We start from the raw sequence: 25924 nt of genomic DNA on the forward strand, positions 1-25924 counted from the left end.
GCCGGTCAACTGGGGTTGCGAGCGTTGGTGAAGACGATTCCGGTGTTCTGTCCCTGCCCGATCCAGAAGACGTCGACGAGCCCGGGTGCGGTACTGACGGCAGCGATACCACCGTTCGGGTCGGCCGAACCAGGGATAGGGGCGACATCAGCGATCGGGTTGTTCCACGTCCCGTCGGGGTTGCGGGCGTTGGTGAACAGTTTTCCGTCGTGCCGAGCCCAGAACACATCGACGAGGCCGGACACAGTGCTCACAGCAGCGATGCCACCGTTCGGGTCGGCCGAGCCAGGGTTGGGGGCGACATCGGCGATCGGGTCGTTCCAGGTCCCATCGGGGTTGCGGGCGTTGGTGAAGACGACTCCCGCGTTCTCGCCCTGCCCGACCCAGAACACGTCGACGAGCCCGGGTCTGGTGCTGACAGCAGCGATACCGCCGTTCGGGTCGGCCGAACCGAGGTTGGGGGCGACATCGGCGATCGGGTTGTTCCACGTCCCGTCGGGGTTACGGGCATTGGTGAAAACAATGCCGGCGTTTTCCCCCTGCCCGATCCAGAACACGTCGACCAGCCCAGGCGCGGTGCTGACAGCAGCGATACCACCATTGGGATCGGCCGAACCAGGGTTGGGGGCAACGTTGGCTATCGGGTTGTTCCACGTCCCGTTGGCGTTGCGGGCGTTGGTAAAGACAATGCCGTCGGACCGAATCCAGAACACCTCGACGAGGCCCGGCCTGGTACTCACAGCGGCGATGCCACCGTTCGGCTCGACCGAACCAGGGTTGGGGGCGACATCGGCGATCGGGTTGTTCCACGTCCCGTCGGGGTTACGGGCATTGGTGAAGATAATTCCGTCGGACCGAATCCAGAACACATCGACAAGGCCGGGCGCAGTGCTGACGGCAGCAATGCCGCCATTGGGGTCGGCCGAACCGGGGTTGGGGGCAACGTTGGCTATCGGGTTGTTCCACGTCCCGTTGGCGTTACGGGCGTTGGTGAAGAGGACACCGGCGTTTCTTCCCTGTCCGATCCAGAACGCCTCGGCGAGACCCGGAGTGGCACTGACAGCGGCGATGCCGCTGTTCAGGTCGGCCGAGCCAGGGTTAGGGGCTACATCGGCGATCGGGTCGTTCCAGGGGCCCTCGAACTCGTCATACCGATATCCGAGTGCGCGATGGTCGAGCACATCTGCCGGTGTGCGACCAGAGAACTCCCTCATCGGGTCGGTGAGACCAAACCCCGGGCCGCTCGACACGAACGGAGCTTCGGGATGCCCGCGCTGCCATCGCACCCACAGCAGGTCGATCCAGCTGTGATGCAAGTAGAAGGCCGGGTCGCCGGGCGAGGTGAACCCAGACATGACGCCACCGACCCACGAATGCGGCGGATTGTGGATGTTCTGTTCCAGATCCGGCCAGAACTCGTCGTAAGTGCCGAGCTCTTGATTTGCTTCGACCTGCTTCGGTGTTGGCAGTCCGCCTACTCCAAGCATTCGATGCAGGTTCCACTGCGTGTCGAACTGACCCAGGAAAGCATCGGACCACAATGGATCGTCCACTTTATTGTCCACCGACGAGTTCCAATAGGGGATCGAGACCGTCGGGTCGATCCGCTGCAGTTCACGCTCGAAGCGGAGCAGGAACTCGCGATGCCACGGAAGAAAGTGTGAGGTCTGGTGAATACCCTGGTGGAATATCCTGCTGTGCAGTTGGGCGAAACTGTCGACAATACCGCTCGATTTCAGCTGGAAGACGGCCTGCACGAACCTGTTCCGCTCGTCATCCGTAAGGCTGTGATAGTTCTTTCGGAGTACCATCTCATCCCCCGCTGCTGCGCGCACGATCGCGGCGGACTCTGTCCGACGTCCGTTGATAGTCGACGAAGGCCCTCGCTAGGTCCATCAGGTCGTCGCGCCAGTCATAGGCGTACTGGTGCAGAAAGTAGCGCCCGTCCGGCAGTTGGCCGTAGCTGATGGTTTCGTCGTCGATCGAGAGTACGAGTTCGGTTCCGGCCACACGTAGCTCGATGCGGTGCCCGTTGTGATGGAGGCGTTCCGGTCGCACGAGACCTCCCCTGGTAAGGGTCGACTCTCAATACCGCCCCGGCCACGACCAGCGTGCGGGCGGCTACCAGACCTATAGCACCATCGTAGGTAGACCCTGGAGCTATCGCACCTCCGTGGGGACGGACTACCGGCGGCGACAGCGGCGTGGGCAGGTTGCGTGCCTGCCCGGCCGCTGTCACCGCCGATGCGTGGGGCCGACGCGACGGCAAGCGGGCGCGGTCACCCCCGGCACTGGGGGGAATCGGTGATCCGCAGTTTGTCCACGGTGCCGATGGACGGGGCATGAAGCGTCGCCCCGGGGCCGACGCAGGCCGTCCGGCCGTTCGTGAAGTGCAGTAGAGCGCCGTCGTCGTGGCGGGTGTTGACGACGTATTCGGCTCCCCGGCTGCGGGTCAGTGTCTGCCAGCCGGGGGTGATGTCCTTGAACTTTCCGACCCCGCCCTCCCCCACGTAGAAGCAGACGTACGGGTAGTCGCACGCGAGTCCCTGAGCGGGGGCCGCCGAGGCGGAGGAGGCGGGCGCCATGAGGGCCCCGGCGGCCGCGACGAGCACTCCTGCGGTCGCCATGGCGTTTCGCAGCTGAAAGCCCATCAGTAGTCCAACGTGCACTCGGTGTTGGCGGAGAAGTAGCCGCACGCCCATGCCTTCACGTCCTTGTCGTTGATCATGACGCTGTAGAACTTCCCGCTCCCGTACGTGGTGTACTTCTTGCCCTGCTTGTTCTTGATCTCGATCTTCGAGCCGGACGGGGCGCTGATCTTGAAGCGGCCCCAGGCCGCCCGGCAGGACGGGCTGTAGCGCAGTTCCATGGCGCCGATGGGAGCCTGCCTGTTCTCGGCCACGGTGCGGGCGTCGTTGGCGCAGGTCGTGGCGGCGGGGTTCTTGCCGTTGCAGGTGGCGCCCAGGCAGCTGGTGGCCGCCGAGGCGTTGGGCGCGGCGGCCAGGCCGGTGGCCAGGAGCGCTCCGGTGCCCAGCAGGACGGCGATGCGGTGCTTCATGACGTACCTCTCAGATGGGAGGGGAGGAGGTGTGCACCCGGCGGGGCGCCTCGTGCGCCCCGCCGGGTGCGGGTGGGGCCGTGGGGTGATCAGCGGCTGGTCGCGGCGGTGCAGGCCGAGCTGCCACCGCAGAAGGCGATGTCCCAGTGGCTGCCCTCGCGCGCGTAGACGTTGCCCGCAGAGGACCGGTAGCGGGCGGCGCCGTCGCCGCGCGTCGCGATGTGCGTGAAGTTGTGGGTTATGTAGTTGCTGACGCACGAGTTGGGGTTGATGTCGGCCTTGTAGCCGTTGTAGTGGCTGTAGGTGCCGGAGGCGTGGCCGACTTCGGTGCCGCCGGTGACGTTGATCGCGCACTTACTGGCGCTCTTGAGCGTCTTGAGGCCGGTCACGGTGGCCACGTTCATCTGCTCGAACGACGTGCAGGAGGAGTTCGAGCGGGTGACGCAGTTGCCGCTGGACGACCAGGTGACTCCGGCGCCCCGCAGTTGGGACGCGGCCGCCGACTGAGAGAGCTTGGTGACGGCGAACGCGTTGCCGGGCAGGGCCAGTACGGCGGCCGCACCGAGCGCGCCCGCGGTCAGGGACAGACGGTGGAACGTGCGCATGTGGATGTCCTTCCAGGTCATGGGTGCTTCCTGCGGAACGCTTAATACCAGTGCGGCGAGCGGGACTTCCAGGTGCTGTAGGCCTTGCAGGGCGTCCCGTACCGGTCGCCGATGTACTTCAGGCCCCACTTGATCTGCGTGGCGGGGTTGGTCTTCCAGTCGGCCCCGGCGGTGGCCATCTTGGTGCCCGGCAGCGCCTGCGGGATCCCGTAGGCACCACTGCTCGGATTGGTGGCGTACACCTTCCAACTGCTCTCGCCGTTCCACAGGTTGTTCAGGCAGTCGAACTGCGCGGACACGGTCCAGCCGTGGGCGCCGAACTGCCTCTGGGCGGCGATCTTGACGGTGCGGGCCACCCCCATGGAGGACATGGTCCCCGCGCCCGCGGCTCCGTCGGCGCCGAGTCCGTGCGCGCTCTGCCAGCGTTTGACCGCTGCCTTGGTGCCGTCCCCGAAGATCCCGTCGGCGGACACACCCGCCTTCGCCTGCACGTTCTGCACCTGGTGGTGCAGGGCGAGTTCGCTGCGCGCACCGTACGTGCCGTCCTCGTCCAGGCCATTGTCGCGCTGGAAGTCCCTGAGCGCCGCGTGGGTCGCGGGCCCGTCGGCTCCGTCCACCTGGTTCTGCGCCAGGTAGCCGAGTCCTGCCAGGTTGGTCTGCTCGACGCGCACCGCGTCGAGGGCGTACGCGTCGGCCGCGCCCAACGCCGGGAGGAGCAGGGCCCCCGTGACGGTGACGGTGACCAGGGCCGGTATTCGGGCAGCGGAAATCGCTCTCACTCAGGGCTCCTTGAGGAAGATCGGGAAAGGCACCGGCGCAGGGCGGCCGCCGGGCGTGCGGGACGGTGGCAAGAGGCGCGATGTCCCGGTGTGATGTGGCGCGATGTCGCGGTGTGATGTGGCGTGACGTCCCCTTCGACGGGGCGTCAGTCGCAGGTCACTCGTAGTAGCACTTCGGCATGCCCGCCGGCGGGTCGTGCGGCGTGTTGACGTTTCCGGCCCAGGACCAGGCATCTTCCACCGTGCCGAGCCGGGGGTCGGTGACCCGGCTCATGCGGTACCAGACATCCGTGTGGTATCCGCCGGAATTCACGTCCCCGCCGTGGTAGTAGCAGTCGATACGGACCGGGTCCTTGGCCGTCGTGACGCCCAACCGCTTGAGGATGGTCGAAGGCCCCTCCCGGAGGCTGCTGTTGGCGTCGATCGTGCTGCTGTAGGAGTACGCCGCGGTCGCGGGGGCCGCGAAGGCTGCGTGCGGGACGGCCAGCGCCATGAGGACGCCCGCGCCGACCGCGGTGCCGACCCTGCGGGCGTACTGCCGGGGTGTGCCAAGAGGACTCACTGATTCAACTCCTCATATACGGACAGGATGTTCGGGGATTTCGAGTCGTGGCGGCGTTGGTCGTCTAGCGCCGCGGGGTGGCGTCCCAGCTTCGGCCGCCGTTGTACGTGTAGATGGCGTTTGAGGTGATGCCCTTGTCGTTGACCATGCGGGTGTGGACGTTGACGCTGCCCAATGCTGGCACGGACGCCTTGTAGCGGTTGTGCAGATCGTTGTTCACCTCGATGGTTCCGGCGCCGCTGCTCCACAGCAGGCGTGCCCAGGCGGCCCGGCAGGACGGGCTGTAGCGGAGCTGGATGTTGCCACTGCCGTTGCCGGTCGCGATGGTCTTCGCGTCGTTGGCGCAGGTGGTCTTGCCGGGGTCGAGGCCGTTGCAGCTACTGGCATAGCAGCTGGTGGCGGCGGAGGCCGGGGCCGCGGCCACAACTCCCCCACCCAGGAGGGCGCTTGTGGCCAGCAGCGCGCCGAGGATGCGTTTCACGGTCTTCCCTCTCGGTCGGAAACCCAACGGCCCGAACGCTAGGAGAAGGCACCCGGTCGTTGCGTCCATTGCTGGTGGGAACTCTCGTGGCGCTCGCGTACACCGAGGGGTTGACCCGGGCGTCGACGTAGACCCATTGGTCGACGAGCAGGCTCAACCCGAGGTTGACGCGGTTTCACGCCGCACCGCGAACATCCCGGAGATCAACCGCACGGTTGACGACTACGTCGCCCAAGCCGCATACCTTCCTGCGATGAGCACCAGGTCGCGCCTCCGTCAGGCGCTCTTCGACAGCGCGCTCGCGGTCGGCGTCGCGGTGAGCGGATGTGTCGCCGGAACGCACTATCCGCCCGGCGACTGGGCGACGTTCGGCGTGGGGGCGTATCTGCTCACCTGTCTGACGGCGCTGCCCCTCGCACTGCGGCGGGCGTATCCCATGGCGTCTTTGACCGGGTGCTGCCTGGGGTACTCGCTCTATCTCACGGCCGGTTACCAGCCGTCGCTGAACTGGTGGGCGGTGATCATCGCGCTGGTCAGCCTCGCGGCGGGGCGGGAACTGCGGGCATCGGCGGCCGGCGCCCTGGTCGCCGCCGTGACCATCGTCCAGAGTGGGTTCGCGGGCCATCTGGGCCCACTGCTGGCCCTCACCCAGGCGCTCCTTGTGCCGGTGGTCTGCCTGCTCTTCGGCCAGGGCCAGCGCAAACTTTCTCTGCGCAACGCCGAGTTGAAACGGCTGACCGAGGCGCTGGCCCATGAACAGCGGGAGAAGGCGCGGCGTGCGGTGCTCGACGAGCGCATCCGCATCGCGCGCGAACTGCACGACGTGGTCGCCCACCACATGTCGGTGATCTCGGTTCAGGCGGGGCTCGCCGAGTACGTCTTCACCTCGGACCCGCTCACCGCCCGCTCGGCACTCTCCACGATCGGCGGCGCCAGCCGTGAGGCACTGCAGGACCTGCGGCGGTTGCTGACCGTGCTCCGGGTCGACATGGAGGCGCACGACGATTCGGCCGCGCCACTGGGACCGCTGCCGGAACTCAGCCGGGTCGGGGAACTCGCCCAGCGTTTGGAGGCGGCGGGACTGGCCGTCGAAATCCAGACGACGGGGGTGCCGCGCAGGTTGGATCCGGGCCTGGAGGTGTGCGCCTACCGGGTGCTCCAGGAGGCCCTGACCAATGTGGTCAAACATGCTGAATCGGCCCAAGTAAGCGTACATATCGCCTATCAGGAGGACCAGTTGAGCATCCTGGTCCGCGACGACGGGGGCACCGGGAAACCGGCCATCGCGTCACCCGGCCGTGGACATGGGTTGATCGGGATGCGAGAACGCGTGAGGATCTGCGGCGGCAGGCTGTCCACCGGGCCGCTGAGTGAAGGGGGATTCGAGGTCCACCTCTCCCTTCCGACCAGCTCGGCGCCCCTGGAAGACGCATGAGGCCTGGCCGTGACGGCATTCAAGGGGGATGAACGACCGTGACCGATGTGCTAGTTGTCGACGACCAGATCCTCATCCGGGCGGGTATCGCCGCACTGCTGCGCGCCGCACCCGGTTTCACCACGGTCACGGAGGCCGCGGACGGCGAATCGGCGGTGGCCGCGGCGCGGGCCCACCGCCCCGACGTGATCCTCATGGACATCCGGCTGCCGGGCATCGACGGCATCACGGCGGCCGAGCACATCCTCGCCGCGCAACCCGTGCCGCCACCGCGCATCATCGTCCTGACCACCTTCGACGTGGACGAGTACGTGTACGCGGCACTGCGCGCCGGCGCGAGCGGGTTCCTCCTCAAAGACACCCCGCCGGAACGGCTGATCTCCGCCATCACGACGATCGCGTCCGGGGACATGCTGTTCGCCCCCGCCGTGACCCGGCGGCTCATCGAGGCCTACACCACGCGCCCCGGGGAGCCACGCGCCGAGGACGGTGTCCTGTCCCGGCTCACCGGCCGTGAACAGGACGTACTGCGGCTGGTGGCCAAGGGCCTCTCCAACGAGGAGATCGCCGTCGAGCTCGTCGTCAGCGAGGCCACGATCAAGACGCACCTGCACCGCACGATGACCAAACTGAGGCTACGCAGCCGCGCCCAGGCGGTCGCCGTCGCCTACGAGGCCGGACTGGTGGTGGTGGGAGGAGGACGGGGCCGCGGCGAGCGCGGCGACGCATCCGAGACGCCGGTGCCCGGGTCGGCGGCCGCCAGGACCGGGGCGGCACCAGGGGGAACGGCCACGCCGGATGCCCCCACCCGTGCCAACAGCCGCCGCCCCGGCTCCACTTGGGTCGGGCAGCCCTCCGCCAAGGACATAGCGAGCCCACGGTTCGGGGTCGCGCCCGCACGGTGATTGGCCCGCGAAGGACGACCGGCCGGGCAGGTGAACGCGGAGGCGGCCCGGTGTGTCAGCTGGGCTTCTTCCGGAAACCTTGACTTCCTATGGCATGACCTTTCATCGCCGCATGACGCGTGCAAGCGTGGCCTTGGTGTGCACGGCCGCGCTGGTTCCGCCGCTGGCCGCAATGGCGCCGGTCGCTGCCGCACCCCCGCCCGTACCCGAAAAGCCCGCAGGGAACGGGAAGGAGATCCTGCGGGAACGCACTGTCCCGCTGAACCCGGTCGAGTACCAATGGCTGTGCCGGAAGCCCGCCGACACGGAGCCCGCGCTCCACCCTGCGTACGACCACTCGTTCGAACTCTTCGACAACGTCAAACCTCACATCGTCGAGGACCGACTGGATCGCGACGGCGCCTCGCTGACCTGGACCGGGCATGCCCAGGAGAGACCGGAGTGGAAGGTGGTCCTGTCCGCGACGGGCATCTGCGCCGCCAACCCGGATGTGAAGAAGGCCGACATCGACGCGGAGTTCAATTTCGGTGAGCGGGTGTACCGCATCTCGATGCTGCCCGACCGGCCCGGCTGGCTGCGGGTGACCGAGGAGGACCCGGCCCAGCGCCAGAAGCCGACGGGAGACGACGCCGAACTCGAACACCCCCGGCCACCCGCAGGGCAGACCATGAAAACAATGCTCCGGCCGTTCAAAGGCCGGGCACCCAGCGAACCAGTGGTGATCGACATGATCGTCGGTTATACCCCGGCCGCAGCCCGGCGAGTGGGCGGCGAGCAGGCCATGGTGTCCCGTATCCAACTCGCCGAGTCCCTCCTCAACCAGGCGTTCGCCGACAGCAACGTCCAGGCGAGCGTGGATGTGATCGGCTGGTACAACACCGGCTATCAGGGAGACCAGACCGCGTCGGTCATGTTGCAGAAGCTTGAGAAGCGCGACGATCCCCAGCTGGGCGCACGCGCCGCGCAGCTGCGCGAGCAGTACGGGGTGGACCTGGTCTCCGTCGTCAACGACGTGCCCTATGGCTCGTCCGGGCAGGCGAACCTGCCGATGCCGATCAGCGCGAAGAGCGACAGCCAGGCCTTTTCGGTCGTCGATGTGCAGTCGATCGTCAACTGGTACAACTTCGGCCATGAGGTCGGCCACAACCTGGCTCTCTTCCACGACCGCGCGACGCTGACCGAGCAGTTGCAAGGCCAGGACTACCGCCCGTATCTGGCGACGCCGTACAGCACGGGCTACATCACCCGCAACCGTCAGTTCCATACTCTGATGGCGTACGCCAGCTCCTGCGGACAGCCGTGCACGGCGGTGAACCAGTACTCGAACACCGAGAACACCTGGGCCGGTCAGGCCCTCGGCGACAAGGACAACAACAACGCCGCGGTCGCCCGCCTGACCACGCCCATCGTCGCCGGCTACCGCACGCTCAAAATCGCCCGCCAGCGCTATGCCCTGACACTGGGCTCGTCCTCCGGAGGGACGCTACGCCCCTCCACCTACGGCCCCTACCGTCCCGACACCGCCGTCACCATCACCGCCCGTCCCGACACCGGGTACCGGGTGGCGTGGTGGGAGGCCGACGGCGTCCGGTACGACCTCACCACCACTCAGGCCACGATCACCATGGACCGCGCCCGTACCGTCAAAGCCGTCTTCGCTCGCATCTGAATGAACGATGCACGGTAGAGGCCCGCCAGGGAATCTGACGGGCCTCTACATGGATCACGACTCGGGCATACCCTCGCACACCGCGTTCTGCAGCCAAGGAGGCTGAGGGAGGCTGGCGACAAGAGACTCCAGTTGCCCGGCCACACGTCGCATCGTCACCGTGAACTCATCCATGGTGATCTCGCCTCGCTTGCATGAGCTGAACCTGTGCTCCAGATTCTCATGCTGTTCAAGGAACTTGTCCAAGAGCTCCAAGCCGTCTTCCGGAGAGGCGCCGGGAACCTTCCCCACTGCCGAATACCACCACGACAGGCGGGCATCAGCCAGGATGATCCGCCCTGCAAGTTCCCTGACGGGGTAGCTCCATGCCGTCGGCCATGATCTCAGCTCGATCATCATGTCGGTGAAAGACGGTCGCTCACTCATGGAATCCAGACTTTCCTTGTTTTCTCTCAGCCAAAGTTTCTCCGCAGCCAGGGGACGATTGCCCGGCCTTCGGGCAGTGCCTCGCCGCCGCCCGCCTGGATGACTCTGCTGCAGAACGTCAGGCAATTGTTCGTCAGGGCGTCGTACGGCCCTTGTCCCGCGCTGCCTCGGTACGCCTTCTTAGCGTACGCGATTGCCGCCTCGGGGTTCGGGAGATCGACATCAACAGAGCCTCGGTGAGCACCGACGAAGGAGGAAGTGTGCGGCATCGGCTTCAAGGTGCCGCCTGGATCCATCGCGTGAGTGTTGTAGGACTCACCGTTCGCCGTCTTGATCTCAAGGGTGTAGTGAGGCCCATCTTCCAGATCGTACTTGTGAATTGTCCCGGTACCGCAGTTGTGCACCAGGACCGACGTGGTACCCGCCAGCACGTAGTAGGTGTGCAGGTCGTCGACGGTGAGGTCGTACGTCGTGGTGTTCGCGTGGAACAGCCGCACGCCCGTGACCTCGGCCGTGCCGGTCGGGGTCTGGAGGACGTCGCCCTTATGGAGGTCCTTCGCCTCGACGAAGGCGGACTGTGTCGCGTCGTAGAAGGGGTGGTGGAAGGTGGTCGTGAGGTGGTCGCCCTGCGCGGTCACCTCCGCTGCGGCCGACGTCGCCGCCGGCTTGGCCGCCTGCTGGTCCGCGGCGTGCGCCGGGGCCGCCACGGCGAACAGCGCCGCCGAGGCCGCCAGGCCGAGCGCGGTCTTGCGTGCCGCCTTCCTCGCGAGGTCCTTCGCCGAAGCCACCGCCGACTTGGCACCCGACTTCACCGTCACGTCCACGAAGTCGTGGTCGGTCTTGGTGACGATGACCGCCGTGACTGTGTGCGCCTGTGTGCCCGCCGCGCCCGGGACCGCGTTGGCCACCGTGTCACCGACCTTGATCTGGTCGATGGCCTTCGCAGTGCCATCGGCCATCAGGACACGCGTACCGCCGGTGAAGCTGTGCGGCACTCCAGTGCGGCAACCACCGCCCTCACTGCTGGAACGCGCGTCGTTCGACTGAGCCCGGGACGACGCCGATTCCGTCGCGTCCTTCGCCGCTGTCTCCTCCGCCTCGCCCGCTCCCTTGCCGAACAGACCACCCACGGCCTCCATGGCCTTGGGGGCGAACTTGCTCAGGAGCTTGCCGCCGAGGGAGCCGAGGGCACCGCCGACCGCACCCGAGACCGCGCCCGTTACCGCCGAGCCGGCGAACGCACCGACGCTGCAGCTGGATCCGCCGTGTTCAGCACACTTGAACCCTTGCTCGACCAGTGAACCGGCGGCTCCCGCCGCGGCCGCGCAGCCGATCGTGCCGACGCCGGCCGTCACCGCCTCACAGCCCATGAACACCGCCGTGGACACCACGAACGAAGTGATCGCGGCGGCATGGTGCTTGACGAAAGTGGCTGCGGTCTTCCCTGCCTTGACCGTGGCGCGGTACGCGGTTCTGGTCGCGTGCGCCACCGCGTGGGCGGCCTTCTTCACCACGTGGACCACTCGTTTCGCCACGTGTTTCACCGCATGGTAGGCCGAGTGCACGGCATGGACCGCTGCCCGGTAGTACCGGCGCACATGTCGGGCCGCGTAGTGGTAGACGCGCCGGGTGTAGCGGACGGTGGCACGGTAGTAGTCGCGGACGCGGTGCACGACGCGCCGGGCGACGTGCCTCGCGGCGTGGACGACCGTGTGCACGACCGGGGCCACGTAGTGGTAGTACGAGTCCGATGCCCAGGAGCTGAAGGAGTTCCAGCCGCTGGAGAAGGAGGAGGTGGCCGACTCCCAGCCGCTGGAGACGGAGGAGCTGAACGAGTTCCAGCCACTGGAGACCGCGGAGCTGGCCTTGTGCCAGAGGGAGCCGAAACCCCAGTGCCCGGACGGGTCCGTGCCGGCCAGCGGGTTGTCACCGACGTAGGCGAACGGGTTGGCCGCGGCCTCGTTCGGCACCGGGTTCAGGTTCACGGAGTCCTTGTTCAGGAACGTGCCCGTCGCCGGGTTGTACCAGCGCGAGGCCGTGCCGACCTTGCCGGTGTCGGCCTCGGTCCAGCCGGACTGGAAGCCGAGGTGGCCGGTCAGGCCCAGGCCGGCGGTGACATTGCCCATCGGGTCGTACGTCGCGGACCCGGTGAGGGCGTTGGCGCCGGAGGCGAAGGTGCCGATCACGTCGTTGTGCGAGTCGGTGAGCGCCAGGACGCCCGAGCCCGGTGAGGTACCGCCGTTGATGCCGGTCAGCGAGCCCGTGGGGTCGTAGGAGTAGGTGAACTCGCCGTCGGAGGCGATGGTGTTGCCCGCGCCCGAGTACTGGAAGGTGCGCGAGGACTGGTTCGCCGTCACCGCGTCGGCGATGTTCCGCCCGGCCGCGTCCAGCGTGTACGAGTGTGCTCCGGCGGTGATCTGGTTGCCGAACGCGTCGGCGCTGTAGGTGACTTGGCCGTTGGCCGACGAGGTGTCGGACATCATGGTGCCGCGCGCGGAGTAGGCGTAGCTGTGCACGCCGTCCGAGGTGAGCTGGTCGCGGGCGTCATAGGTGTAGACGTTGGAGCCGACCTGCGTGCGGTTGCCCGAGCCGTCGTAGCCGTAGGCGGTGGTGGTGCTCCCGTTGTTCCACGACGTGAGGCGGTCCGCCTGGTCGTAGGTGTAGGTGTTGCTGGAGGCTCCGGTGACTCCGGTGGTGTTCTTCGAGGTGACGTTGCCGTTGTTGTCGTAGCCGTAGGCGATCGAGGCCAGCGTCGTCGCGCCCTGCATGAGCGTGTCGCCGGTCAGGTCGTGCGCGGTGTTGTAGGTGAACGTGCGGAGCTGGCCGCTGTTGCCGTACTTGATGGTCGAGAGTTCGTTGAGTTTCCCGTAGGTGTAGCTGAGGGCGCTTCCGGACGCCGCGTCGTTCAGGGTGGAGAGGCGGCCCGCGGTGTCGTATCCGTAGGAGGTGGTGCCTGCGGCGTCGGTGCGGGTCAGCGGCGACGAGTCGCCGTTGTAGGTGAAGCTGGAAGCGCCCGCCGAGCCTCCGGCGGAGAGCAGGTCGCCGCGGTCGTCATAGGAGAACGACTCGTGGGTGGCCGCCTGGTGGTCCTTGGCACCTGCGGTGCCCGCCTCGGCGGTGTCCGCCGTCAGCACCTGACCGTTGCGGTCATAGGTGAAGGTGCGCGTGGCGGTGGCCGCGTCGGCGCCCTGACCCGAAGCGGTCAGCAGGTTGCCGACCTTGTCGTAGGTCATGGCGGTGGAGACGCCGCCCGGCTGGGTGGTGGAGACCAGCTGCCCGTTGGCGTCGTACGCATTGGTGGTCGTGGAGTCGGCCGCCGACGTGTACTGGGCGGTGGCCGGCTGCTGGACCGTCTCCTGCTGGCCCCACGGGGTGTAGGTGTACAGCCAGGAGTTGTTGCGGCCGTCGGTGAAGCGGGTGCGGTGGCCGGCCGCGTCGTAGCCGAAGGACGTGGTGATCGATGTGGTGGCGGTGACCGGCTGGGTCTCCTGGGTGATGGTGCCCGCGGCGTCGTACGTGAAGTGGCTGGTGTTGCCGTTCGCGTCGGTCGAGGCGACCATGTTGCCGACGCCGTCGTAGACCCGGCTGGTCTGCTTGAGCAGGGTGTTCGACGCGTCGTACTGCTTGCTGGACACCGGCTGTCCGGCCGCGTCGTAACCGGTCTCGCTCCAGGTGTTGTCCGGCTGCGTGGTCTTCTGCCGGTTGCCCATGAAGTCGTAGGTGTAGCCGGTGGTGTTGCCCGCTCCGTCCGTCACCGAGGTGACCTCACCGGCCCGGTCGTAACCGTAGGACGTGGTGACCCCGCCCGGCGTGGTGGTCGATGCCAGGTTCGCGCCGTACGGGTTGCCGGTGGTGACCGCGTAGGAGTTGGTGGTGGTCAGGGTCCGGGTGTTCGGGTATCGCTCCAGAGTGGTGGCGGTGAGCTGGCGGCCCAGGTAGTCGTAGGTGGCCTGGGTGGTGGCGCCGGTGCCGCCCGTCGAGGACAGCTTCTCGCCGTTGGTGTCGTAGGTGGAGTGCAGCGTCGTGCCGTCCGGCTCGGTGATCTGGGCGACGTCGCCGAGCTGGTCGTACAGATAGGCGGTGGTCTGGCCGCCGGGGGTGGTCGACGTCAGCTGGTTGCCGTCACTGTCGTACGTCCACGTCGAGGTGGCCGTGAGCGGTGTCGAGGAACCGGCCGGGGTGTAGGGCGGCTGGGTCTCGGAGACCTTGTTCCCGTTGGCGTCGTACACCGTGGTGGTCACGTCACCGTTGGGGCCCTGCTCCTCGACGGCCTCGCCGAAGGTGTTGAACCCGCTGGTGGTGACCGGGCGCTGGGTGACGGGAGCGGCGCCGGCCGTCTCGACCTGGACGGCGGGTGCGGTGGTGACCGCGAGGTGGCCGGCCTCGTCGTAGGAGTAGCTCGTGGTGTTGCCGTTGGCGTCGGTCATCGACGTCGGCAGACCGCGCTTGTCGTAGGTGTAGCTGGTGGTCCGCTGGCTGGAGGAGCCGACGGTACCGCCGGTGCGGCCGTTTCCGTAGAGCGCGGTGACGTCGGAGCCCGACAGCGCTCGGGGGTAGACCTGCACGTTCGACACGGAGCCCGGCAGGAGGTCTACCGCCGTCCCCTGGTACTTGCCCGCGCCGATCGTCAGCGGGCCCGTCGCGTTCCACGGGGTGGTGTTGGTGCCGGTGCCGGACAGGGCTCCGTTGACGTAGATCTGGCTGGTGCCGGTGGCGACGTTGTAGACCCCGACCAGGTGCGTCCAGCTGCCCGAGGTGGGAACGGCGGTGGCGTAGGCGGACGGGAAACTCGGCGCGGCCGTGTCCCCGTCGGTCTGCTCCATGCTCCACAGCGGGGCGCCGGTGTGCGCGTAGTTGTACTGGAGGTAGAAGGAACTGGCGTTGGTGCCGTTCTGGGCGACGATGGTCGCGTTGTGGGTCGGCAGCGAGGCCATGTTGACCCAGGCGGAGACGGTGTAGGAACTGCTGGTGTCAAGGACCGGGCCGTTCGTCGCGACCTGCTGGCCGCTGGTCGCGGCGAAGGTCGCCGCGTTGTTGCCCCAGGTCACACCGGTGGCGTTGGCGGTGTAGCCGCTGCCGGAGGTGTCGGTGACGTTGGTGCCCGCGCTCTGGTCGAGCTTCCACCAGCCGGAGGGGTGGCCGGACGCGTCGCCGTAGAGGGTCTCGCTCAGCGGGTTGCCGGCCGCGTCGTAGGTGGACGAGGTGGTGCGGTCCCAGCCCGAGGAGTCGTGCTCGTTGCGGGTGGCGACCTTGTCGTCGGGGGTGTAGGAGAGGGAGGTGACGCGGTTGACACCGGCCGGGTCGACGGCGGTGCTGGTGGTCCGGGAGGCCGCGTCCACCGTGTAGTTGGTAACGGTCTGGCCGTTGTCGGTGGTCTGCGACAGGCGGTTGCCCGCCGCGTCATAGATGGTGGACTGGAGCAGCGTCGAGGAACTGCCGTCGGCGCTCTTCTTGGTGGCGCTGGCCGCGAGCCCGTTGTCGGTGTAGGTGTACGCGGTGGTGTTGCCCATGGAGTCGGTCACCGACGCCAGACGGCCGGCCGGGTCGTAGGCCCGTGAGGATTCGGTCAGTTGGGTCGCGGACTGCGGGTTGACCGGGTCGCCGGTGTAGGTGAGGACCTGGGTGAGCAGGTGGCCGTTGTCGTCGTAGGTGTACGTGGTGGTGTTGCCCGACTTCGACACTTCCTGGATCTTGTTGCCGGAGGTGTCGTACGTGTACGTGACGGTGCCGCCGTTGCTACCGCCCGCGTTCGCGTTGGCGTCGGTCTTGGTGGCGACGTGGTCGTACGCGTCATACGTCTGAGTCTCGGTGCGGGAGGAGTCGCCGCCGCTGGTGTCCCTGACGGTCTGCGAGGTGATGTTGCCGTCGATGTCGAAGACGGTGCTGGTGGCGGCCGCGTGGGTGGCGCCGGTGACCCGGTCGACGAGTTGCGGGTCGTCCTCCTCGACGATCTGCCCGGCCTTGTCGTAGGTGTAGGAGGTGATCAGCCCGGCCGGGTAGGTGTCGGAGACGACCTTCTTCGAGGTGATCCGGCCCAGACCGTCGTAGCTGTACGTCGTGACCAGGCCGCCCGCGTCCGTGGTCGAGGCGATGTCACCGTTGTGCAGATAGGCGATGGTGTGGACCGCGCCGCCGGGCGAGACGGTCTTCACCGGCAGCCCCGCAGGGACGTTGCCGGAGTCGGCCGCCGGATAGGTGGCCGTGCCGTCGCTGAACACGGTGGTCGAGGTGCGCCCGCCCGGGAACCCGGCGACCGGCGGCCCGGTGACGGCCGTCTCGTTGCCCGAGGTGTCGTAGGTGTAGCTCGTCAGATAGGTGGCGTCGCTCGCCGATGCGGAGCGGCCGTCGCGCTGGGTGAGCACGATGTCGTTGCGCGGGTCGGCGGTGGTGAGCTGCGCGGTGGTGTCGTCGGGGAAGTAGGTGAAGTGCTCCGTCGAGCAGACGTTCGCGGCCTGGTTCTGGCAGGTGGTCAAGGAGACCACGTTGCCGCGCACGTCGTGACCGGTGACGGTGGTCGCACCGTTGGGGTCGGTGACGGTGTGCTCGAAGCCGCCGGTGTCGTACCCGAAGGAGTGGGTGTTGCCCAGGCCGTCGGTCTCGGACAGCTTGCGCATGTTGTGGTCGACGTCGTACGTGTACGTGGAGACCGCGTTCGCCGGGGAGGTGACCTTGACGGTGGAGACCGGCAGCAGCCCGGTGGCGTTCAGGCCCGCCTGGAAGTGGGCGGCGGCGTCCTGCGCGGTCAGCGCGGTGCGGTAGGTGGCGGCCTCGGCGAGCGTGCCGTTGAAGTACGCGACCGTGCCGTTGGTCAGACCGGTCCAGCCGGGGCCGGTGGTGCCGGCTCCGAGGTAGTCGGTGGTGCGGCTGCCGGAGTTGAGGGAGGCGGTGCCGGTCTTGGTGGCGGCCTGCACCCCGTCCAGGTAGAGGGTCTGGCTGGTGGGCGAGGCGGAGAGCAGCACATGGTGCCACTTGCCGTCGGTGACGGTGGTGGCGGTGCCCATCTGCACCGAGCCGGAGCTGGTGTAGAAGCCGCCGTACAGCTTGTTGTCGGAGCCGATCCACAGCTGCGGGACGGTCGAGGTGACCGTGCCGCCGATCGGCCCGTTCTGCGCGTTCATCAGGATCGCGGTGCCGTGTGTGGTGTTGAACCACAGTTCGGCCGACGCGGAGGTGTCCCCGCTCTGCACGTCCGGGACCTTGACGTAGGAGCTGGTGCCGTCGAAGGTCGCGGCCTTCTGGTCGCTGAAGGGGCCTGCCGCCCCGAGTGTCACGGCGTTGTAGGTGCCGGTGCCGCCCCGCGTCTCGTCCAGCGCGGTGGTGGCACCCGCCGCCTCACCGAGCCGGAAGTACGTGGCGGGCGCCCCGCCGAGGACCGCGCCCCGATAGGTCTGGCTGGAGCCGGTGACGGTGGGCGCGCCCAGCTTCCACAGGCCGCCGTTCTCGTCGGTGAGCTGGGTGAGCGTGGTGGTCGCCGGGTCGTACGTCATCGCGGCGTACGTCTTGCCGGAGGGACGGGTGACCGAGGAGAGCAGGCCGGCGGCGTGCGTGCCGTAGTTGTAGAGCGCGTTGACGTCGGCGGCGACCAGCGGCCGGTCGTACCAGGCGGCGTCCGCGATGGAGCCGTTGAAGTAGGTGGCGTAGCCGGTCTTGTCGGTGCTGCTCTGGTGCGGCTCGTCCGGCCAGTTGCTGCCGAGGAAGCCGGCACCGAGCGTGTTGTACTGCTGGTTCTTGCCGAAGGCGACGCCGGGCTGGATGGAGACGGTGCCCGAGAGCGAGCCGACCTTGGCGCTGTCCAGGTAGAGGGACTGGGTGTTGCCCGCGGCGGAGAGCACCACGTGGTGCCACTTGCCGTCGGTGACGGCGCCGCTGGTGGTGATGGGCGCGATGCCGGCGCTGTTCCAGAACTCGGCGTTCAGCTTGCCGTCGGTGCCGACGTAGACCGTCGGGGTGTACGCGCCGGGCGAGTTGCCGGCGGTGACCGGCTGGGAGGCGTACGAGTAAAGGACGCCGGGGCCCGCCGAGGTCTTGAACCACAGGGACAGTGCACCGGAGTCGGTGTTGTTGCCCATGTCGAACGGCAGGGTCGCGTACGAGCTGGTGCCGTTGAAGCCCGCTGCCGTGCCCGCGCCGCCGGCCATCGGGCCCACCTGGCCGAGGGTGACGTTGCTGTATGTGGCGTTGGTGGTGCCCTGGTTGGCCAGGACGGCGTCCTTGGCGGTCGTGCCGGAGGCCTCGCCCATCGGCCACAGGGCGTGCGGGCCGAGGTCGAGCGAGGCGTTCTGGTACTGCGAGCCCGAGGTGTAGGTGTAGGTGGTGCACTCGGTGGTGGTGAGCGGCGCGCACACGGCGGTGAGCTGGTCGCCGGTGTAGCGGTAGGTCCAGGTCTGCGCGCTCGTATCGACAGCTGGGTCGGCGCGGTCGGTGAGGACGGTGGCCACGTGGGCGGCGCTCGCGCCGGACGGGGTGGACCAGGTCAGGTTCAGCGAGCGGCCGGAGGTGGCCGAGGTCATCTTGGTGACCTGGCCGCCGGTCCAGCTCAGGGTGATGGCACGGCCGTTGGCATCGGTGACGGAGGTGAGCCCGTAGCCGCCGGAGCCCAGTGCCTGGGTGAAGGTGTAGGTGGTGTCGTTCTTGTCGGTCAGCGTGTAGCCGCCGGTGACGGACTTGAAGGTGGCGAAGCGGCCGGCCGGCGGCGAGAAGCTGCCGTCGCCGTTCTTGCCGTAGCCGACCTGCGAGCCGTCGGGGTAGCCGACGACGGCGGAGGTGACGGCGCCCGTCGGGTTGTACTGCTCGGTGACGCGGGAGTCGAAGATGCTCGACCAGCCGGCGCCGAACGCCCCGCTCCAGCGCGGGTCACGGGAGTTGTAGTCGCGGCTGACGTCCAGCGAGGGACCGACCGTGGAGACGGTGGCGTCGGTGTCCTCGGTCGTGTAGTTGCCGATGGCGGCGTCGAAGCCGTGCTCGCTGCTGTTCTGCGAGAGGCCCGAGGTGATCAGCGGCTGCGGGACCTGGACGTTCAGGGCGTACCAGGTGGCACCGGAGTACAGACCGGCGTCGTAGGACTGCACGGTCCAGGAGTAGCTCTGGCCCCACTTGAGCTTGCCGGCCGGGACGGTGTAGTCGCCGGTGGCGAGCAGACCCGAGTCGACGAGCTTGGTGCCGGAGTTGTCGTAGACCTGGAACTCGTACTTGGTGGTGGTGTCGGCCTGCGAGTTCGCGCCGCCGGACCACGCGGTGAGCTCGGGGGTGGTGGTGTACGCGGTGGCGTTGTTGTTCGGGTACTGCTGGTAGACCTGCGGCGGCGTGGTGCCGGTGTAGGTGACCACGATGCGCGGGGTGAGCGTGCCGTCGTTGAACGAGCCGAACTGCTTCCAGTGCAGCGCGTCGTTGGTGGCCGCGTAGACCGCGAGGCCGTAGTCGGGGGTGGTGCCGTTCATCCAGCCCTGGATGGAGGAGGTGGTCAGCGGCACATCCACCCAGTCGCCGACACTGCGGTCGGCGGTGGTGTTGGCGCAGGCGTGCGGGACGGACGGGGTGACGTTGCCGATGGAGGCGCCGTAGGAGGGTCCCGGGTAGCCGGTGACACCGGTCGGCGTCCACGCCTGGGTGACCTGGGCGACGTCGAGGCGCTCGGCGGTGCAGGTGGAGGCCCAGGTGTCGAACAGCTTCAGGTCGGCGGCGGTCACCGTGACCTTGGAGCCGTCCCAGCCGCTGTACCAGTGGTTGACGTAGGCGGCCGCGGAGTGCGTACCGGAGTCGTACGAGCCGATCTTGACGGTCTGCTCGAAGGAGTGGTCGCCCGGGGCGCCGGACTCGGCGTAGGTGGTGGTCCAGCCGTCGGTGATGGTCGGGTCGACGGTGACCGGGAAGACGCGCGCCGCATCGTGCAGCCAGGCGGAGTCCAGGGTGACCTTGAGGACCTGGTGGCCCGCGTCGCCGGCCAGCTGGTACTTCACTGCGTACGTCGTGGCCGGGTCGCCGGAGTGCGGGTCGACCTTGGAGTCGTAGGCGTAGGCCGCCGGGATCCGCTCGGTGACCTTCCCGTTCGCGTCCCGCAGGTCGATGGAGCCGTCCTTGGCCTGGACGGCGGTCAGGCCCTTGAGAGTGAGCGGGAAGGCCCAGGAGTTGGCGGCCCGCGCGGAGTGCAGGACGACGGCTTCCTTGACACCGGTGGCGGTCGGGGCCACCACCAGGTCGGTGCCGGGGAGGGTACCCGGATAGGTGACCTGGGAGCCGGAGACCTTGCCCGCGACCGGGGTCGCGCCCTGGAGCCCGTACGACAGCGCGTGGTCGCCGTCGGTGCGGAAGGAGACGACGGCGGGGTCGGTGCTGCGGGGCGCGAAGTCGACACCGAGCGAGTTGGCGCTCTCGTGCAGGCGACCGTCGCTGCCGGACTGGACCCGGGTGTCGATGGGCTGCCAATCGCCGTTCGCGTCACGGTAGTTGACCGGCATCTTGGCGATCTGGCGGGTGGTGGTGCCGTCCGCGTTGTCGAAGACACTGTCGGTGGCAGTGGACTTGGCGGCGTTGCGCCTGCTGGTCTTCGCGGAGAAGCTGCCGGCCGCCGCACTCGGCCCGGCCTTCGACGCCTTCGCGTACGGGTGGTACGCGTCCAGCTCGCCCTTGCCCTTGCCGGGCGCGTGCCCCGCGCCCTTACCGGCCCGGGTGGCGGCGGCGCTCGCCCGGTGGCTCAACCCGGCCGCGCTGCCGCCCCGCTGACGGGGTATGTGCCCCCACGTCGGGTCCTTCCACCAGGAGGCCAGGCCCGCCCAGGACAGGCGCGGCATGGACAGCGCGGGCAACGTGGCGCCGTCGGCGGCGGCCTGTTCCGTCGTCAGGAGCAGTGCCATGGCGACGAACGCCACCATCGCGGTGGCGCGCAGCCACCGTCGACGCAGAGCGATCCACCGAGGGTCACGGCGGAAGGGGCGAGCGCGCACGGCACGGACTCCAAACAAGATCGACACACAAAACGCGCTGATCCTGCCTGTTCCGGTTACGTCGTGAAAAGCCCTCCACAAACGATCTTGACCAGGGGTTTAGCGTACGGAGGGAGTACTGCGCGACTCACGCCCTTCATTCCGTTTTGCTCCTGTCACATTCTTTGCCAACACCAGTCCTGGTCTATGCCTATGAGGGCTCGGGACCGACTGGACGTCAACGCCGCACAAGACCCGGGCAAAGAGCTGCACACGTCGAACCGGGCCCGGGTCACGGCCGCCTGACGACGGGACACCTTCCGGGCCCGGGCATCGGGACACGTACGGGACACGTACTGACGCCGCGTCAACCGCCTCGGCCGGTCCGCGGCCCCTACCCCTGGAGCGCGCTCTCGACCGCCGACGCGACCTTGCTCCGGACGTCACCGTCGCCGGTGGACGCGAGTGCCTGCACATTCGCGCCGACCGACTTCTTGCCACCAGCGCCCTCGACGACCAGAAACCGCGTCTTGGGGAACTTCGGCCCGTCGAGGGCGACCGCCCCCTCCGGCGCCGCACCCACCGTCAGCACCACCGTGCACTTGCGACCCGCCAGAGACGCCAGATACGGGGCGGCGTTCCCCGCGCTCTGCTCCCCCGCCACCGCGAGATAGCTCACCTTGGCATGCGTCTTCGCCGACGCGTCCTGCATCCCGGCCCACACCGGGCCCACCGACGCATCCGCGAGCCCGTGCTCGGGAGTGAGCAGACACACCTGCTCCTCGGTGTACGCCCGCGCCCGGGTGGGCGGAATGCTCCTGCCCCCGCCCGAACCGCCCGTCGTCGCCACGACGACTCCCACCACGGCCACCGCGGCCACCGCCGCACCACCGCCCAGCACCCAGCGCCGGTGCGCACCGATCCACGCCTTCACGGCCGTCCTCCCAAAAACCCGGCGGACCACCTCGTACGCCGGTCCGCTCATCGAGCGCGCAGCATACGCGCACACCGACAAGGCCCTGGGAGGCGGTGACAGCAACCCGGCGGGGTCGTGCTCTGGCGGTGCACAGCCGAGGAGATCCGATTGGACGCACACCGTCACGCCCCGCTCCAGCGCGGGTCGGTAAGAGCGCCTGTCGGCCGGGGGGGGGCGCGTTCGCGCTGTATACGGCTGGAGGCTGCGTTCCTACCGTGCTCTTGGAGTGGGTGGGGTTCTTCGGCGTACGTGGGAGAGAGTGCGGTGGTGGGGATGGCGCGGGTGTCGCGGGATACGGTTCCTGGGCAGGAGGCTGGGGTCAGGGCCCGGTTCGAGCTCTTCCCGTCGGTGCATGTGGCCGGTGGCCGGGTGGTGCACCTGGTCGGAGACGGTCAGGTACCAGAGCCCGACCGCAGTGATCCGGTCGCGGCCGCAGTGGCCTTCCAGAACCAGGGGGCCACGTGGCTGCACCTGGTGATGGCTGAAGAGGAAGACGGGGGCTTCGACCTCGATCTGGCCCGGCGCGTCATCAAGGCCGTCAGCATCGACGTCCAACTCATGTGCCGGGCAGGTGTCAACGACGAGACGGCACTTGAACAGGCCCTCGCCAGCGGCTGCGCTCGCCTCAACCTCGGCCGCAGCGCCCTGACCGACCTGAACTGGTGCGCTGAGGCGATCGCCCGGCACGGCGAACGGATCGGCGTCAGCCTGCCCGTCCACCTGACCGACCGTGGCCCACGCCTGGCCGGACCAGGCCGGGGCACGGACGCCGGAGACCTGTGGAAAACACTCGCCGCGCTCGATGACGCCGGCTGTTCCCGCTACGTCGTCACGGACGTGAGCCGGGAAGGAAAACTCTCCAGCCCCAACATGCGCCTCTTCCGCGAGGTATGCGACCGAACCACCGCTGCCGTACTGGCCGCGGGTGGTATCGCCACCCTGGACGACCTGCGCGCGGTCGCCGCACTGGCCCCGCACGGCGTCGACGGGGCCCTCATCGGCCGCGCCCTGTACTCCGGCGCCTTCACCCTCTCCCAGGCACTGGCCTGCGTGGCGACCAGCACCTAGCAGAATCGGCGCCGGGCCCCAGTGACGCCGACTCCCGAGCCGCTCCCGCCCACCCTCGACCGGCCAGCCACAACGTCATACCCGGTTATCACTCGCGGACCGAATTCTTCGATCGAGCTATGCCGAACAGCCTTACGGGCCCTGCTCGTTGGCGGGTAGGTCGCCGCCGCCTGACGAGTGGTCTCATTTACTGAATCTATACCTGGCGGCATTTCGTCCCACCGCTCCCCACACCGCAACCTCGTCCGCGCGCTGCGCCAGGAGAACGCCGCCTCCCGCGACACGGCGCAGGGCTTGTTTTCCCCAGTAGTGGCTGGTGGGCAGGGTACCCACCACCCTCAACGGAGCAGTCAGTATCCACATCGTCAGGGTTTTCCAGCCACAGCTGTTCCGCACGATGGATGGCTGCACAGAGGGTGGGTTGGGGCGTGCACTTTGAACTCTCTTGACGTCGGGGCGATTTGACCGGCTTCACAAGTGGATCGCGCCCGGGCCGGTCATGGCCGCGCAGCTAATTTCACGTCAAAGATCCTTTAGGAGTGGGCTGAGCGTTCGGGATCTTCGTAGTCTCACAGGGCGCGACAGGATCTCCACAGGTCAACCACAGAAAGCTGACATGCACAGACATCTCAGGGGCCTCAGCCGCCTCATAGGGGCCCCTTTCCTCGCCCTGCTCCTCCTCACCACCGGCGTCGTCGCCACCCCCTCGGCGGCGCACGCGGCCGACAGCGACGCATGGACGTTCGCCGCGGCCAACGGACGCCGCCTCGACGCCCAGAACGGCAACAGCGGCGACGGTGTGTTCATCGTCGCCAACAACACTCCCGGCTACCACCAGGACTGGCGCCTGATCCCGCTCGGCAACGGCGAGTTCCAGGTCGCGAACAACTTCACCGGCAAGTGCCTGTCCGAATCCTTCCCCTTGACCCAGCAGTCGTGCGGCAAGAGCGGCCAGGAATGGCACTTCCGCCCGGTCACCGGCAAGACGAACACGTTCATGCTGGTCCGCAGCGGCAACGACCGCTGCCTCGACATCGTCCAGAACGCCCAGCGCTCAGACGCCTGGACCCAGGTATACGGCTGCAACGGAACCTCCGCGCAGCAGTGGATCGTCCCGGCGGCCAAGACACCCGAGGCGATGAAGCTCGCGGTCGAGTACTACTCGCGCCTGTGCTCCACCAACACCTCCACCTGCTCCTGGAAGCAGACGTCGGAGGGCCGGCCGGAGGCCCTGCCCCGCGAGAAGGCGTCCTCGGTCTGGTACAACGACACCTCCGACAAGGTGACCCAGGTCTTCACGACGATCTACCACAGCGGCTGGGCGCAGAGCCTGTCCGCCGGGTTCTCGACCTCGCTGGGTGTCTCCACCCCGGTGCAGGCGATGATCTCCCAGCAGCTCACGGCGACCACGGTCTACACCTCCGACGAGTCCACCATCAACGGCGTGGCCGTCACGGTGGCGCCCAAGCAGTACGGCTGGGTCGACTTCGCGGCCGTCGGCAAGAAGGTCACCGGCACCTGGACGTTCGACAAGGGCCGCTTCCCCTGGACGGCGGACGCCACCGTCACGGTCCCGGTCGTCGACTCCCCGGTCGGCTCGACGATGTACATCGCACACACCGGCACGACCCCGCCGGGCGTCACCCCGCCCTCGGGCGAACCCACCACCGGGGACACCACGGCAGAGACGTTCGCCACCACGGCCACCAAGACCTATGAGCCTCCGGCCGACACCCACCTCGCGGTCCACGACAACGGTGTGAGGTTCGTCGACGACCAGGGAACGACGCTGGGCACGGTCCTGCCCGGCGAGTTCACCGACACCGAGGGCAAGGCGCACACGGTCCGGCTGTCGGTCAGCGGCAACACGGTGACCCAGACCATCGCCAACGCTCCCGGAGCCACGGTCAAGGGCACCATGGCCCCGCCGGTCTTCTCCCTGGGCGGCGCCCAGCAGGCGGCGTCCACGGCTACGGTGCCGAAGACAGCCCTCGCGTCTCCCCTGACATCGGTCGCCCTGCGGCAAGCTTCTGACGGTGAGTCAGATAAGCACAAGACGTGGCGAGAATGCATGAAGGGCAAAATGTCCGATGGAATGATCTACGGAGGTATCGGCGGAGCGGCAGGCGGCCTGCCCGGAATGGCGACCGGATTCACGCTCGGGGTCATCGCCGGTTACTTCGCGGGACGCTCCTCCTGTGGTCCGGAACCCAAAGGCTGACGATGTCCCGCACGCCGCCGTGCCAACGGTCCTGACACGGTTATGACGGGCAGCTCCGCTCTCCAGCACAAGCAGGAGGGCGGAGCTCTTCGCGTTCCCGACAGGCACCTTGACGGCCTCCCCGCCGCGAGCCTGCAGCCTGTCCAGGGCCCTCACCAGGGGCCGATAGGAATCGGAGGCGATCACGAGCGAGGGGAGCCGCCTGCGACGCCGCCGTGGATCAGGAGAACCAGCCCGTGTTGGTCGAGCCGACGGGGCTGCCCGATTCGGTGGCCTTCGAGTATCCGTCCCAGTTCGAGAACCCCGAGGGGCAGTATCCGTCGATGTGGTAATTCCAGACGCGCTGACCGTTCTGCTCGTCGTTGAAGTCGACGGGGCCCCTGCCGCCGCACCCGTCCAGCTCTACGTAGATGCGCTCGTCGGTGCTCGCACTCTGGCTGTTGACGTAGTAGCTCAGTGTGGCCTGCGGCCAGGAGCCCTGGTGGATGGTCAGGCAGATGTTGACGTACGCATTGTGCGTCGTGGTGTAGTGGCCGCATTGGGTGCCGTCCGCGTGGGCGGTGCCGCCGAGGCCGATGACGCTGCCGCCGGCGAGGGCGAGGCTGGCGGTGCTGAGGGCGAGGGCGCGTCGGGTCCTGGGGAGCTTGATCACGCTGTCTCCTGACGTCGTGGATGGTTCGTCGGTGCGGTCCCGGCAGGCAGCTTTACTGTCCGGCGGGGTGTCTAACCAGGGCTTTGGACGGTCCCGGACGATCTCGGACAACCTTGGACGCGCAGTCGAGCCTTTGGCTTCTGGGGCGGAAAGCTGAGGTTCCGCCTG

Annotated in this window: 16 protein-coding genes and 1 pseudogene; 5 read left to right on the forward strand and 12 right to left on the reverse strand. The window is 68.1% G+C overall.

The window, feature by feature from the left end; genetic code table 11:
* Positions 1-5: 5 nt before the first annotated feature.
* The 8 genes from BG418_RS09110 to BG418_RS09145 all read right to left on the reverse strand — a co-directional run bounded on the left by BG418_RS09110 (position 6) and on the right by BG418_RS09145 (position 5485).
* Positions 6-1757: a tyrosinase family protein gene (locus BG418_RS09110; protein ID WP_188273209.1), complete on the reverse strand. Its 1752-nt coding sequence runs from the start codon at positions 1755-1757 to the stop codon at positions 6-8.
* A 55-nt stretch (positions 1758-1812) separates the two neighbouring features.
* Positions 1813-2058 (reverse strand): twin-arginine translocation pathway signal protein, encoded by a 246-nt coding sequence (locus BG418_RS09115; protein WP_188273210.1) that lies wholly within the window; start codon positions 2056-2058, stop codon positions 1813-1815.
* Between the two features lie 221 nt (positions 2059-2279).
* On the reverse strand, positions 2280-2627 hold the full coding sequence (locus tag BG418_RS09120) for a hypothetical protein (protein ID WP_188273211.1): 348 nt from the start codon (positions 2625-2627) through the stop codon (positions 2280-2282).
* Between the two features lie 23 nt (positions 2628-2650).
* The gene (locus tag BG418_RS09125; protein WP_188273212.1) at positions 2651-3058 is read right to left on the reverse strand and encodes a DUF2690 domain-containing protein; all 408 of its coding nucleotides are present in this window, start codon (positions 3056-3058) and stop codon (positions 2651-2653) included.
* An 89-nt stretch (positions 3059-3147) separates the two neighbouring features.
* Positions 3148-3684 carry a hypothetical protein gene (locus BG418_RS09130; RefSeq protein WP_398998094.1) on the reverse strand — a complete coding sequence of 179 codons (537 nt, stop codon included), beginning with the start codon at positions 3682-3684 and terminating at the stop codon, positions 3148-3150.
* A gap of 20 nt (positions 3685-3704) precedes the next feature.
* Complete coding sequence (locus BG418_RS09135) at positions 3705-4442, reverse strand: peptidoglycan-binding protein (protein ID WP_188273213.1); 738 nt, start codon at positions 4440-4442, stop codon at positions 3705-3707.
* Between the two features lie 157 nt (positions 4443-4599).
* Entirely contained in the window at positions 4600-5004 is a 405-nt protein-coding gene (locus BG418_RS09140; RefSeq protein WP_188273214.1) for a hypothetical protein, read from the reverse strand.
* A 64-nt stretch (positions 5005-5068) separates the two neighbouring features.
* Positions 5069-5485, reverse strand: a complete 417-nt coding sequence (locus BG418_RS09145) for a DUF2690 domain-containing protein (RefSeq protein ID WP_317453576.1) — start codon at positions 5483-5485, stop codon at positions 5069-5071.
* Between the two features lie 253 nt (positions 5486-5738).
* On the opposite strand from BG418_RS09145, the gene BG418_RS09150 reads away from it, so the two are divergent.
* The 3 genes and pseudogenes from BG418_RS09150 to BG418_RS09160 all read left to right on the forward strand — a co-directional run bounded on the left by BG418_RS09150 (position 5739) and on the right by BG418_RS09160 (position 9494).
* A complete protein-coding gene (locus BG418_RS09150; RefSeq protein ID WP_188273216.1) occupies positions 5739-6920 on the forward strand; it encodes a sensor histidine kinase in 1182 nt (393 codons plus the stop codon).
* Positions 6921-6958: 38 nt separating this feature from the next.
* A pseudogene (locus BG418_RS09155) lies at positions 6959-7618 on the forward strand (response regulator); the annotation flags it as partial.
* A gap of 319 nt (positions 7619-7937) precedes the next feature.
* Entirely contained in the window at positions 7938-9494 is a 1557-nt protein-coding gene (locus BG418_RS09160; RefSeq protein ID WP_188273218.1) for an InlB B-repeat-containing protein, read from the forward strand.
* Positions 9495-9548: 54 nt separating this feature from the next.
* On the opposite strand, the gene BG418_RS09165 is transcribed toward BG418_RS09160, so the two are convergent.
* The 3 genes from BG418_RS09165 to BG418_RS09175 all read right to left on the reverse strand — a co-directional run bounded on the left by BG418_RS09165 (position 9549) and on the right by BG418_RS09175 (position 21824).
* Positions 9549-9920 (reverse strand): hypothetical protein, encoded by a 372-nt coding sequence (locus BG418_RS09165; RefSeq protein ID WP_188273219.1) that lies wholly within the window; start codon positions 9918-9920, stop codon positions 9549-9551.
* A gap of 26 nt (positions 9921-9946) precedes the next feature.
* On the reverse strand, positions 9947-20860 hold the full coding sequence (locus BG418_RS40470; RefSeq protein WP_188273220.1) for a LamG-like jellyroll fold domain-containing protein: 10914 nt from the start codon (positions 20858-20860) through the stop codon (positions 9947-9949).
* Between the two features lie 373 nt (positions 20861-21233).
* The gene (locus BG418_RS09175; protein WP_188273221.1) at positions 21234-21824 is read right to left on the reverse strand and encodes a BMP family ABC transporter substrate-binding protein; all 591 of its coding nucleotides are present in this window, start codon (positions 21822-21824) and stop codon (positions 21234-21236) included.
* Positions 21825-22097: 273 nt separating this feature from the next.
* Here BG418_RS09175 and BG418_RS09180 point away from each other — a divergent pair, with 273 nt between their 5' ends.
* Positions 22098-22883 (forward strand): HisA/HisF-related TIM barrel protein, encoded by a 786-nt coding sequence (locus BG418_RS09180; protein WP_317453577.1) that lies wholly within the window; start codon positions 22098-22100, stop codon positions 22881-22883.
* Positions 22884-23499: 616 nt separating this feature from the next.
* Positions 23500-25104 carry an RICIN domain-containing protein gene (locus BG418_RS09185; protein WP_188273222.1) on the forward strand — a complete coding sequence of 535 codons (1605 nt, stop codon included), beginning with the start codon at positions 23500-23502 and terminating at the stop codon, positions 25102-25104.
* A gap of 220 nt (positions 25105-25324) precedes the next feature.
* On the opposite strand, the gene BG418_RS09190 is transcribed toward BG418_RS09185, so the two are convergent.
* Positions 25325-25756 carry a hypothetical protein gene (locus tag BG418_RS09190; protein ID WP_188273223.1) on the reverse strand — a complete coding sequence of 144 codons (432 nt, stop codon included), beginning with the start codon at positions 25754-25756 and terminating at the stop codon, positions 25325-25327.
* Positions 25757-25924 lie beyond the last annotated feature (168 nt).

The organism is Streptomyces sp. CBMA152 (assembly GCF_014596475.1).
Lineage (GTDB): Bacteria > Actinomycetota > Actinomycetes > Streptomycetales > Streptomycetaceae > Streptomyces.

Coding starts and splice junctions, on each gene's coding strand:
- BG418_RS09185 (WP_188273222.1), top strand. CDS start 23,500: ATGCACAGACATCTCAGGGGCCTCAGCCGCCTCATAGGGGCCCCTTTC.
- BG418_RS09175 (WP_188273221.1), bottom strand. CDS start 21,824: ATGAGCGGACCGGCGTACGAGGTGGTCCGCCGGGTTTTTGGGAGGACG.
- BG418_RS09130 (WP_398998094.1), bottom strand. CDS start 3,684: ATGACCTGGAAGGACATCCACATGCGCACGTTCCACCGTCTGTCCCTG.
- BG418_RS09125 (WP_188273212.1), bottom strand. CDS start 3,058: ATGAAGCACCGCATCGCCGTCCTGCTGGGCACCGGAGCGCTCCTGGCC.
- BG418_RS09150 (WP_188273216.1), top strand. CDS start 5,739: ATGAGCACCAGGTCGCGCCTCCGTCAGGCGCTCTTCGACAGCGCGCTC.
- BG418_RS09160 (WP_188273218.1), top strand. CDS start 7,938: ATGACGCGTGCAAGCGTGGCCTTGGTGTGCACGGCCGCGCTGGTTCCG.
- BG418_RS09165 (WP_188273219.1), bottom strand. CDS start 9,920: ATGAGTGAGCGACCGTCTTTCACCGACATGATGATCGAGCTGAGATCA.
- BG418_RS09120 (WP_188273211.1), bottom strand. CDS start 2,627: ATGGCGACCGCAGGAGTGCTCGTCGCGGCCGCCGGGGCCCTCATGGCG.